Source organism: Bacteroides sp. An19, assembly GCF_002160215.1.
Lineage (GTDB): Bacteria > Bacteroidota > Bacteroidia > Bacteroidales > Bacteroidaceae > Phocaeicola > Phocaeicola intestinalis.
Window position 1 is genome coordinate 1 of the sequence record NZ_NFKD01000008.1, and the last position, 12,451, is coordinate 12,451.

Below are 12,451 nucleotides of genomic sequence, written 5' to 3' on the forward strand. Positions count from 1 at the left end.
CTACAAGTTTTAAACCTTTATATACAACAATAGCGACTGTCACTATGAACCTAATAGTTTCAGTCGCTATTATTTTGTTGAACCTATATGTTGCATATGGCATTAGTTGTCAGATACCCATGTTGTTTTGTCAATATACTTTCCGGATGTTTCAACTTCCATTTGTGTGGAAGCAGATCCAAAAGTTTCTCATGAGTTTCATTCTTGTGATAAGGCATTTGTGGGCTGTTTATCTATACAAAATATTAAAGGTCCCTAAGTGTCATTTTCCTATAGGACTTCTGACCATAAAAAAAAGACCTACAAATCAATAATTTGCAGATCCCTATCCTATCACTGTCCATTTCTGTCCAGTAGTTACAGCGGAAGCTGGGGGATTCGAACCCCCGGTACGGTAACCCGTACGGCAGTTTAGCAAACTGCTGGTTTCAGCCACTCACCCAAACTTCCGTTTGTTTGTGTCATTTTTGAAAACACATTTTCTCTCAAATGCGGTGCAAAGATAGATGGAGTTTTTGACTTGTGCAAACTTTTCACGCACTTTTTTTGCACTTTTCGCATAGTCCTCTCGGTAAGAAAAAGATAGAATCAAGATAGAAAGATCAATCAATGATACAAAAAATAAAGAGAAAACTGCTGCTTCCCCAAAATCAATTAACGTTCATATTGCAATGTATCATCAATAGACCTGTCGGGATTAGGCATCAAATATCCCCAAATCTTTCTTCCTGATAAATTAGGAAGAGAATTATGAAACTGTTTCGAACTTATCGTGCGATGATTTGGGGTGAATTTTTGAGGCATTTCCGTTTGTGTGATGAGAAAGATAGCGGGTCATCTGTGTGTAAATGAAAGGACTGCAACCCTCCATGTACTTATCCCCATTTTCAGGTATTGCGCCGTATCGGGATTTTCCGTACCTTTGCATCCGTTTTTAGGAAAAACAAGTATATCACATTTTAATTATTTCTTGCCTTATGACAATGAATTTCAAACCGGGACGTTGGAATCATCACGTCGACGTTACCGATTTCGTAAAGACTAACATTACTCCTTATGTGGGCAACGCATCTTTCCTGACCGGTCCCACCGAACGTACCAAATCCGTATGGAATAAATGCCTGGAAGCACTTGCCGAAGAACGTGCCAACAACGGCGTGCGCTCGCTCGATCCGTCTACCGTCTCTACTATCACGTCGTTTGCTCCAGGATACATCGATAAAAACAATGAAGTAATCGTCGGTCTGCAGACCGACGAGGTGCTGCGCCGTGCCATCAAGCCCTTCGGAGGCATCAAGGTCGTAGAGAAAGCTTGCCGCGAAAACGGAACAGAAGTAGACCCGAAGGTAAAGGATATATTCACGCATTACCGCAAGACGCACAACGATGGTGTATTCGATGCTTATACTGAAGAAATCCGATCATTCCGCTCGCTGGGATTCCTCACCGGACTTCCCGACAACTACGCACGCGGACGAATCATTGGTGACTACCGCCGCCTTGCTTTGTACGGACTGGACCGACTGATAGAAGCGAAGCAGGACGACCTGCGTCACCTGACCAGCCCGATGACTGATGAGCGCATCCGCTTGCGTGAGGAAGTGATGGAGCAAATCAAGGCTTTGAAAGAAATAAAGATACTGGGAGAACAATACGGACTCGATCTGAGCCGTCCGGCCGAAACGGCACAGGAAGCGGTACAATGGGTATATATGGCCTACCTGGCTGCCGTGAAAGAGCAAGACGGAGCAGCAATGTCGCTAGGCAACGTGTCATCATTTCTCGACATCTACATCGAGTATGACCTTGCTCACGGAACATTGGATGAAGCACACGCACAGGAACTGATTGACCAATTTGTCATCAAACTCCGTATGGTGCGCCACTTACGTATGCAGGCGTACACTGATATTTTCGCAGGCGACCCCACATGGGTAACCGAGTCCATCGGCGGACGCTTCAATGACGGACGGGTGAAAGTGACAAAGACCTCCTTCCGCTTCTTACAGACACTGTACAACCTAGGGCCTTCGCCCGAACCGAACCTGACCGTGCTCTGGAGCCCGCAGCTACCCGAAGGCTTCAAGGATTTCTGCGCACAAGTATCCATCGATACATCTTCCATCCAGTACGAAAACGACGACCTGATGCGCGAGGTGCGCGGTTCGGACGATTACGGTATTGCCTGCTGCGTGTCGTATCAAGACATCGGCCGTCATATCCAATTCTTCGGTGCACGCTGCAACCTGGCCAAGGCACTCTTGCTTGCCATCAACGGCGGACGTTGCGAAAACACGGGCACAGTGATGGTGAAAGATATTCCGGTATTAAGTAACGATGAGCTGAATTTCGAGGAAGTGCTTGCCAACTACAAGAAAGTACTGAAAGAGATGGCGCGCGTATACAACGACGCGATGAACATCATCCATTACATGCACGACAAATATTATTACGAGAAAGCGCAGATGGCCTTCGTTGACACCGACCCGGAAATTAACCTGGCATACGGAGTGGCCGGTATGTCAATCGCAGTAGACTCGCTTTCTGCTATCAAATATGCCAAGGTAAAAGCACGCCGTAACGATATCGGACTGACCGAAGGTTTCGACATCGAAGGCGAGTTCCCCTGCTTCGGGAACGATGATGACCGCGTGGACCATTTGGCGGTAGACTTGATTTATTACTTCGACGAAGAACTGAAAAAGTTGCCCGTCTACAAACACGCCAAGCCGACACTCTCCATCCTGACCATCACCTCAAATGTGATGTACGGCAAGAAAACGGGCGCCACCCCTGACGGACGTGCCAAAGGAGTAGCATTCGCCCCTGGAGCGAACCCGATGCACGGGCGTGACAAGAACGGAGCCGTAGCATCACTCAGCTCGGTGGCAAAATTACGTTACCGCGACTCACAGGATGGTATCAGCAACACGTTTTCCATCGTTCCGAAATCACTGGGTGTAGACCGCGAAAGCCGCATTGAAAACCTGGTGACATTAATGGACGGATATTTCGTAAAAGGGGCACACCACCTGAACGTGAATGTGCTGAATCGTGAAATGCTGGAAGACGCGATGGAGCATCCTGAAAAATACCCGCAACTCACCATCCGCGTATCGGGCTATGCGGTCAACTTCATCAAGCTAAGCCGCGAGCACCAGTTGGAGGTTATCTCACGCAGTTTCCACGAACGGATGTAAAATAGTTTAACAATTGGACACGGGACACAAGGCGACCTGATCATCCACAAAGAAGCTCAACACCAGTGCGTCTCCGTGTCCAAAGTAAAAAATAATAATGGCAATAAAAGTACATTCATACGAATCGTTGGGCACTTACGACGGACCTGGCATCCGTCTGGTAGTCTTTTTGCAAGGGTGCAACTTCCGGTGCTTGTATTGTGCCAATCCCGACACCATCAATCCGCAAGGTGAAAGCAAGGCCACGGATCCCCAAGACATTTTGCGGATGGCAACAAATCAAAAACCTTTTTTCGGCAAGAAAGGCGGCATCACCTTCAGCGGAGGAGAACCTACGATCCAGGCAAAAGACTTGATACCTCTGTTCCGGATGCTGAAGAAAGAGGGCATTCATATCTGTCTGGACACAAATGGAAGCATCTGGAACGAAGATGTGAAGGAACTGCTGACACTGACCGACCTGGTACTGCTCGATGTAAAGGAATTTAATGATATACGCCATCGCCGGCTGACCGGTCATAGCAATGCCCAAACGCTGGAAACGGCTGCCTGGCTGGAAGCTAACGAAAAGCCCTTCTGGTTGCGTTACGTGCTAGTTCCAAGCTACAGTTCATTTCGTGAAGACATCAAGGCTTTAGGAGCCCATTTCCATCCTTACCGGATGATAGAACGAGTAGAAATCCTGCCTTACCACACACTAGGCGTTCATAAGTACGAAGCAATGGGTCTGGATTACCAATTAAAAAAGGTTCCTCAAAATACACCCGAAGAACTGAAGGAAGCCCAGATGCTGTTCGAAACATACTTTATTAAAGTCTATGTTAACTGAAGGAAGCTCTATGTAGCAAACCGGTGTAAAGTAACTGTTTTACCACAGAGGACACAGCACACAAAGTCTTTTAAATTTTTCCTCCGAGTACTCAGTGTCCTCTATGGTAAGAAAATACACGAACTTGTACCGCGCATGATATAACTAGAAACCGCGTCTTGCTATATTGAAAAATTAAAGCCTGTCATCCTGCCCCTTACGCTTCACATACACCCGGTGAGGAGCACGCCCCTTGATATCAATAAGGTGTGCCTTCACCCATTTGTCCAGGTCCTGCCACGCTTTGTATTTCAGCAGCCCCGTCAAAGCGCCATATTCCGCACGGGTGATATAGTCGTGGCTCTCCAGATACGATTGAAGCAAGGCGAGCCGTTCTTCCTCCGTATACGTGCACGAACTTTGCCGGAACTTCTTCCCCGAAGGGGCACGCAGCACCTTTCCGCTGCATTGCTTCGAGAACTGTTTCGATACGGTCACCTTCACCTTATCAAAACGGATGGATTGGGCGTGTATATCCCCTTTATCGTACACCTCCGCATCTGCCTTGAGCGAGGCAGAAACCGTGCCGATGTTCCCTATCTGCACGCGGTACCCCTCCGAAAGGAGCTGCTTGGTCCAGTATTCTATCTCTTCCATCACGGCAAGGATATTCCCTTTGGTCAATCCGGAATGGGAGGCAATTTTTTCAGTAAGTTCATCGAAAGAAACAGTCTTGTAAGGACGCAGCTTAGGATAAAGGTGCGATCCGCTTTCATCGTTTCCTTTTGGCGGCACAGGCAAGAAATCATAAAGGGCACTCATGACAATGTGTTTTTAAAAGGTTAATAATCGGTTTTCAGTTGTCTCCTTTTTACGGTTTCCATATCGAAACCGTACGTTCTTCAATTGGAAACCATACGTTCTCCAATTGGAAACCGTACGTTCTTGATATCAAAACCGTAAAAAGAAGCTATATGCAAAGATAATATAACCCAGCAGCAAAGTCAAGTGTTTGAGGGTTTATTTGAAAAAATACAGCGTATTTATATCACGCATGACATAAATACGCTGCACTTCCGTATCCGCACATTATTGACGCCCAACACCACCACGACAAGCGACACAAGCGAAAGGCTGGTCACTTTGAGGATTTTCTTTGTACGCTTTTTCATGATTGTCTATTCTCTCAACATAAACCGCCACAAAGATAAAAATAAAAGAAATACCGCTGTCCGATAAATACAAATCAAGAGTTAAAAAGAAGTTATAAGGAATTATCGCCCACCTCCTTCAACCAGGCTACAATAAAAAACTAACATGGGAAATATTTTACCCCATAAAATTCCCCCGATTCGTTTGATTAATTCGTAAGGATTGCTTACTTTTGTGGCATCCCATGCCGATAATTCCTTCTGTGGAATGGTCGGGTGGGACACATACATAAAAAGGCGTTACTGGACGCTTTGGTTTTGACGATGTAAGAACTTCGCAACTTCAAAACAGTTAGTCAAAAACAAAGCAACGGGAACGCCCCAAGGGTGTTTTATATGTATAGCCCGTAGTGTACCTTATTTAAGGGAAAGGGTGAACTATATACAGACATCGGCGTGGGGCTTTCAACGTTGCTCGTTTCGACTAACTGGGCAATGCGAAGGCCTTTACATCGTGGAACGAGTGACAGGACTGGCTCCACGTTTTTTGTGTATATGAATAAACCTTTGTTTTAATCTCTGTTGTGGTAGCCAAGCAGGAAATGAAATAGCCAGCTATATGGTTACTGATGTATACCTTCCTAAATGGCTTGATAAATGTATATTTACAAAACTGAAAGCTAATTATTGTTGTTCCAATTCAGATATGACGGTTATTGATTGGGACAAGAAAGATGTGCTGAATTATTTAGGCACTTATTTTCCTCGTAGCTATGCTGAAGCTTATTGCATATTTCACGCTTATTTTGATTCGCATTTACAAGATTGGACCGACAAAGAAAAAATTTCAGTTTTTGATTTTGGCTGTGGAACAGGTGGGGAAATTGTTGGTATGCTAATGGCTGTTTCAGAACTCCTTCCTAATATAAATACTATTGATATTATAGCTTTAGACGGTAATCAAGAGGCACTTCGATTATTTGAACAAGTGATGAAAGAGGTTGCCTTAAGAATATCAACTACGATTAAAGCCCAAGTTGCTCCAATAAGGATAGATGATTTATATGACTTGAGTCTATTGGATTCCTTGTTGACAAATGACTTTGATATTATTATGTCTTTCAAAGCGATTTGTGAGTTTGTAACGAAAGAACGTTTTGAGAAGCAAAATGCTTACGAACATATAGCACGCAGTTTCTTGCCCAAACTAAAAGAAAACGGAATGATGCTTTTAGTGGATGTGACAACTTATAATAATGTTTCTCAAGAGTGGTTACCTATAATGATGGATAAGGGTTTGAAAGAAGCTGATTGTAATATCGTTTTAGCAAATGCAGACTATAATCAGATATTTACAGTATCTCATTCTAAGCGAAAGCGTGATAAAAGTAAAGTTGCTTGGAGAATTATAGAAAAATAGTAACAATAGAAATAAATATAAATAGAACTATGGCAGAATTAGAATCAGATTTTTTTATTGACTATTCAAGTCTTGACGATTTTCAACGCCAATTGATTGACCGTAAAAATAACAAATCAATGGTTGTTACTGGTAGTGCAGGTAGTGGTAAATCATTAATAGCATTACATAAAGCTAAACAACTTGCAGTAACAGGAAACAGTTATACAATTGTAGTGTATACTAAAACACTTCGCAAATATTTTTCTGATGGATTGAAAGCATTAGGATTATCTAATGTTTTTCATTATCATCAATGGATACGCAATAAGTCTCATGTAAAATATTTAATTGTAGATGAGTGTCAAGACTTTACCCGCGAGCAAATAGAAGAATTAAAAGGTTATGGAGACATTTGTTTCTTTTTCGGAGATTCAGCCCAATCAATCATGAATTTTCCTGATCATATTACGCAAACAGTAGAACAAACAGCTATTGCTATGAACTGTATGCCAGAACCATTATACTTTAATTATAGATTGACTAAAGCCGTTGCCGCCTTAGCAGAAAAAGTGGGTAATGTAGAAGATTTAGTATTGAAATGTAAACGTGAAGGAGAAAAACCTAATTTAATCGAAGCTGACAATTTTAATGCGCAATTAGACAAAATTATAGATACTATTAAAAACCGTTCTTTAACAAACGTTGGAATTTTGATGCCATTTAACACAAAAGAAAAAGGAGGTAATCTTTCTGTCGAATATGTAAAAGATTATTTTCTTCAAAAAGGCATCACATGTGAATTTAAATATAATGCGAATCAAGATACAGAAATGGAATTAAATTTTCATTCTAATAACCCTAAAATTATGACATGGTGGTGTGCTAAAGGGTTACAGTTTAAAGATGTATTTATCCCTGGATGTGATAATCTTTTCTCTGAAGACAAGCGTGCGGCCTTATATGTTGCAATGACACGTTGTAGTGAACGACTTTATGTCGGATTTTGCGGAAAGCTCAATTTTTTCTTTCCAAAGGAATCATCATCTATATTTAATAATTCTGGAACTTTAAACATGATATAATTATGAGAAAATATATAGCAACTTCAAGTTTAAATCTTGAAAATATACTTTCAACAGAAAGCATTTCCCCTTATTCTTTTTACAAAATGCGTTCATTTGGTTATCAAAATTTTGTTCAATTGGATATATTAAAAAACATTGATTGCATATTACTATTTTCAGAAATTCCTTATTTCTACATAGAAGATAGTCAGCGCGAAAATAATCCAATGATAATACAAATTGATGATGACCAACAACTTTCAGATATAAAAGAAATAGGAGCATTTTCTAATTGCAAGATTTATGCATATACGAAAACTATCCATATAAACCCCGTAAGTGCAGCATTCCTTTTTTTCACAGATAAAGCCCGTATTCTCTCTTATCAAAATTGTCTTGATAGTAAAATGTGTAAATTAGTTGATTATTTTAAATTACAATCAATTAACCCATCCTATTTCAAGCTCGAAGATTTAGTCAACAACATAAAAAGCTCTTTGTATTCCAATCCCAATTTAGTCCATGAAGACAATCAATATAATCGAATTAAAGGATTTATTTATGGATATTTTATTGGTAAAATAAAATCGATTTCATCTAATACAGCTAAAATGCTCACAATCCAAAAGCGAATTTACGATATCGTTGCTTCCATAAAAAACAATGATGGGCAAGGATCTACAAATTTGCAAAAAGAGCTTATCAATTTGGATAAAGAATATACAACGCTTGACCCTAATATAATTCGCTCAAAAGAACTTTGGAATAAAGAGATAGAAAAATATGGGCTAATAGTTGACAATTTAAATAAATTCTTACGCGATTACAATATGGAATCCTACTGCAAACATTCTTTTTGTAATCGGAAAGGTATAACTTTGCGTCAAGTTCTATCAGAATACCAACCTTGGGAGTTAGAAGAATATAGCAATAAAATGTTATCACATATTCACTCTTTGATGGCACATGACAATAAAAATGCAAAAGAAAAGTTGGACTTATGTTCATGCATGGATGTTAACCCTGATTATTCTCTTGCCATGATGACAATAGAAGATGCACAGAATACACTTTTTAACAAAATATTGTCACACATCGTATGGAACAATATAATTCCCAATTTGGATAGTCTTCGAGTTCATCGTTTTGAAATTGTAACAAACATTGTACAAATTATTAGTCAAATTATTGAAAATGAAGGGAAAGAATGGAAAGGAAGTGCTGAGCAATTATATTTTCATCATCTTCGTCAAAACATAAAAGATTTTACTCCATTTAATCTTTTGGAAATAGACAATGTGGTTCTTCAATCTCTTGCTGCTTTTCTCTTGAAAGGAGAAGATTTTAACGCTTTAATAGATTATCTTGAGAGTACAGCAATGCCAGCTTATCAATATGCTATTGCATTATGGGGAGCAACACTAGGATACATACAAATACCTCGTTCAATCATTGCTTCATCTATGAATAATGATGATTTTATGAAACTTTATAAAGATGCTTATAAATTGATGCATAGAAAAGAATTAAACAATCTATCAATGGTTTCTATACCTATAAATAAAGTTGTTGATTCCTCTTTGAATTGGGGAAAAGAAGTTGAAGTAATAATTAATAAACATCCTCGTATAAAAATATCAGATGAAGATCAACAAATTATAGATAGAGCAAAACAAGAGGCATCCAATTCTGTTGATTTCATTATTATATTAGCAAATAAAATGAAAAAATTGACATCAGGAATTTTTCCTCATTTACAAAGAAAATTGTACCCTAACTTTAAACAGGTATCGCAAGGAAATAGACAATCAAAAACATATTCATCACTATTACAAAATGATTTGTTTAATTCTGCAGTAAAAAGAAGTATTATTGACGATGACAATGCAAAATTCGAAATACGGAAATGTACCACATTAAAAGAATATACAGGAGAAATTGAAAATCTATTTATAGAATTTCAAAAAAAATATCGCAAAGGTGGTTATTATTATTCGGATCCACATAAATACAAAAGAAATAATGAAGACTTTATTGATCATTTTTGTAAATGGTGCCTATCGAAAAAAAATAAGGACTCTATTCCTTGGTCACAAGAGAATAGTCGTAGAATTGATGAGTTAAAGAAATTATTACTATCTGTATATCATGATTGAAAAGCTATTTATTTTTACCGATTCCGGCAAACAAATAGAAGCAACCGCTCCGGTAATCATTTCCGCCAGTCGCTCTACGGATATACCTGCCTTTTATGCCAAATGGTTCTTCAACCGTTTGGCTAAAGGGTATTGTATTTGGTATAATCCGTTTAACCGGAAGCCAATATACGTTTCTTTCAAGCATTGCAAAGTGGTGGTGTTTTGGACGAAGAATCCGGAACCTATCCTACCCTATTTACATAAGTTGGATGAGCGAGGCATTCATTACTATTTTCAGGTGACGCTGAACGACTATGTACGGGAAGGTTTCGAACCGAATGTGCCTAGTATAGAAAAACGGATTGAAACGTTCCGCAAATTGTCGGAGCAGATTGGACATGAGCGAGTGATATGGCGGTTTGACCCGTTGATTATCACGCCTGCCATAACCCCACGTACCTTGCTGAACAGGATATGGAAGATAGGCAATCAGTTGAAAGGGTACACGGACAAGCTGGTATTCAGCTTTGTGGATGTGAAAGCCTATCGGAAAGTGCAGAGCAATCTGATAAAGGAAACGCATTGCTTTACGAAAGAAAATGTGGAAACCGCAGAACTGAACGAGGCGCAACGGTTGGAAATAGTGGAAGGTCTGGCGAAATTGCGCGATGTATGGAAAGCCGAAGGCTGGAACCTGACGCTTGCCACGTGCGCCGAAGAGATAGACTTGGGAGATTATGGCATTGAGCACAACCGTTGCATAGACGGGGAGTTAATGGAACGTGTGTTCGGCGAAGACAAGGAACTGGTTTACTATCTGCATACCGGCAAGTTGCCCGAACCGGATTTGTTCGGGGAGATACCTTCTATTCCTATTGAACGGAAAAATCTGAAAGACAAGGGGCAGCGTAAAATATGCGGATGCATGGTGAGCAAAGACATCGGGATGTATGACACGTGCCGCCATTTTTGTGTGTATTGTTATGCCAACACAAGTCGTGAATGTGTGTTGCGAAATAAGGCAAGGCATTCGGATGATAGTGAAAGTTTGATAGAATAAAAACGGAGTAACAGAAAATCAACTTTTAACAAATAAACAAAATGGAAATGAATAACAAATTAGAACAGCAACGCTTTATCATAGAAACGAAAGCGAATGCGGAGAGTGTAATAGCTACAGAAAAGGCTGATAATGAACAATGGAAAATCCGTTTGAAAAAGGACAGAGCTTATCCTCAAAGTTCCCGTACCAAGCGGAAGAAAAGGAAATAAAATGGAGATAGACAAAGAGACATTAGACTCAAGGATTCAACAAGCTGCAGATTGTGTCAAGTTCTTGAATGAACATCAGGAAGTTTGGCTGCGCTTACATGATTCAAGTTATTCCCTTTTGGTCGTCCATGCTAAAAGAGGCAAGGATTATTGCTTTCCGAGTTTTTCTAAAAGCTTGATTCCTTATACTAAGCTATTACAGCAATATCAAGAATATAAGCATGACGTGAAAGTTTGGATTGCAGGTAATCCAGTATATTCTGAATATTGGTTGCCTATAAGCACAAATTATGTGGCAGAAGAAACCTATATTGATTTGTCTTCCGCCAAACTGCCCATACTTGTAGCCAGTTGGAAATTGAATGAACATTATGTAAAGACCGCTTGCCCATCCCTTTTGAAATTTATAAAGGCTGAAAAGAAAAAGAATAGGCAAATCATGCCAACACTCAAAAGAATGAAATCTTTTTGGAATATGTTTGCAAAGTTTTTCAAAAGAGCAAAAGAAGAAAAGCCAGACCGTTCTGCCAAAGATGATAACAATGACAACTTTGCCAAGTATAAAGGATTGGGGAAACACAATCCTCGCTTGATAGACGCATGCAACAGATTTTGCGGCTCGCTTTCGAAAATCTCTTTGAAAAATTCCCCCAATCTGAATGCCTTGCTGACAGAATTGCCCGACTTGAATTTGGATGAAATGTATGTATTGGATAATTACAATCCTCAGCCCGACTCTCCTTATTTTAGGGATATCGGACAGCATTTGCGGCTTTACGCCCGGCTTAAATCTGTAGAAAAGCCATGCGATGTAGATTTTGCCATGTGGTATAACAGGGATAAAAAATATCCGGAAGCAAAACCTCTCCCAGAGTTTGAAAGTCCTTTCAAACACATTACATTACCTTTTACCGAAGAAGCCATTTGGCAAGCTTATCTGTTGAAGCAAACCAAGCATAAGATAGGGATGTGGTGGCATGGTTTGTATAAATATCGGGTCTTCATTAATCAGATTGAGGACATAGACCATCTGACACAACTGTTTGAAGCGAACTATAATGAGCTAAATCACTTTAAATCTGAGGCAAAGGCAAATTGGTCGGAAAGCATGTCTCCCGTAGTCTTCTTGGATGATGATAAAGCCTACATCAGCCATTATTGGTTCGATTATTGGTATGGACTAAGGCAAGTGGAATGCTTGGTAAAGTACAATCCACATTCTCATACGATTACTGATTTTCAGATAAAAGAATCAGAAGCGATTGTTCGTTTTCATTGCGGAATAATGTTTTAGTGGGTAAGAAGCCATGAAAACATTGGGATATGTCAATAAAAATGAAGACAAACTGAAAGGCGTTTTCTTCGGCCAACCCATAGGAGATGCGTTAGGGTTGTTCATGCGGCATCCAATGGGAA

General features: G+C 40.1%; 10 protein-coding genes and 1 tRNA gene. 8 read left to right on the forward strand and 3 right to left on the reverse strand.

Annotation, left to right across the window (positions count from 1 at the left end):
• Nucleotides 1–363 precede the first annotated feature (363 nt).
• Nucleotides 364–450: transfer RNA gene (locus tag B5F25_RS05145), tRNA-Ser, on the reverse strand.
• A gap of 527 nt (nucleotides 451–977) precedes the next feature.
• Here B5F25_RS05145 and pflB point away from each other — a divergent pair.
• Complete coding sequence (gene pflB / locus B5F25_RS05150; RefSeq protein ID WP_087248080.1) at nucleotides 978–3,200, forward strand: formate C-acetyltransferase; 2,223 nt, start codon at nucleotides 978–980, stop codon at nucleotides 3,198–3,200.
• A 97-nt stretch (nucleotides 3,201–3,297) separates the two neighbouring features.
• Nucleotides 3,298–4,029: a pyruvate formate-lyase-activating protein gene (pflA, locus tag B5F25_RS05155; RefSeq protein ID WP_087248082.1), complete on the forward strand. Its 732-nt coding sequence runs from the start codon at nucleotides 3,298–3,300 to the stop codon at nucleotides 4,027–4,029.
• A gap of 174 nt (nucleotides 4,030–4,203) precedes the next feature.
• On the opposite strand, the gene B5F25_RS05160 is transcribed toward pflA, so the two are convergent.
• Nucleotides 4,204–4,830 carry a DsbA family protein gene (locus B5F25_RS05160; protein WP_087248084.1) on the reverse strand — a complete coding sequence of 209 codons (627 nt, stop codon included), beginning with the start codon at nucleotides 4,828–4,830 and terminating at the stop codon, nucleotides 4,204–4,206.
• Nucleotides 4,831–5,051: 221 nt separating this feature from the next.
• Complete coding sequence (locus B5F25_RS22630) at nucleotides 5,052–5,180, reverse strand: hypothetical protein (RefSeq protein WP_262483266.1); 129 nt, start codon at nucleotides 5,178–5,180, stop codon at nucleotides 5,052–5,054.
• 598 nt (nucleotides 5,181–5,778) lie between these two features.
• Between B5F25_RS22630 and B5F25_RS05165 the strand changes: the two genes are divergently transcribed.
• The 6 genes from B5F25_RS05165 to B5F25_RS05185 are packed head-to-tail and all read left to right on the forward strand — an operon-like array spanning nucleotide 5,779 to nucleotide 12,329.
• Nucleotides 5,779–6,579, forward strand: coding sequence for a class I SAM-dependent methyltransferase (locus B5F25_RS05165; protein ID WP_087248086.1), 801 nt, complete (start codon nucleotides 5,779–5,781; stop codon nucleotides 6,577–6,579).
• Between the two features lie 29 nt (nucleotides 6,580–6,608).
• Nucleotides 6,609–7,643: an AAA family ATPase gene (locus B5F25_RS05170; RefSeq protein WP_087248088.1), complete on the forward strand. Its 1,035-nt coding sequence runs from the start codon at nucleotides 6,609–6,611 to the stop codon at nucleotides 7,641–7,643.
• Between the two features lie 2 nt (nucleotides 7,644–7,645).
• Nucleotides 7,646–9,781, forward strand: a complete 2,136-nt coding sequence (locus tag B5F25_RS05175; RefSeq protein WP_087248090.1) for a hypothetical protein — start codon at nucleotides 7,646–7,648, stop codon at nucleotides 9,779–9,781.
• Nucleotides 9,774–10,823, forward strand: a complete 1,050-nt coding sequence (locus tag B5F25_RS05180; protein ID WP_087248092.1) for a DUF1848 domain-containing protein — start codon at nucleotides 9,774–9,776, stop codon at nucleotides 10,821–10,823. The genes B5F25_RS05175 and B5F25_RS05180 overlap by 8 nt, the downstream gene beginning before the upstream one ends.
• Before the next feature lie 47 nt (nucleotides 10,824–10,870).
• Complete coding sequence (locus tag B5F25_RS21555) at nucleotides 10,871–11,035, forward strand: hypothetical protein (protein WP_162614355.1); 165 nt, start codon at nucleotides 10,871–10,873, stop codon at nucleotides 11,033–11,035.
• Between the two features lies 1 nt (nucleotide 11,036).
• Nucleotides 11,037–12,329, forward strand: coding sequence for a hypothetical protein (locus B5F25_RS05185; RefSeq protein ID WP_087248094.1), 1,293 nt, complete (start codon nucleotides 11,037–11,039; stop codon nucleotides 12,327–12,329).
• Nucleotides 12,330–12,451 lie beyond the last annotated feature (122 nt).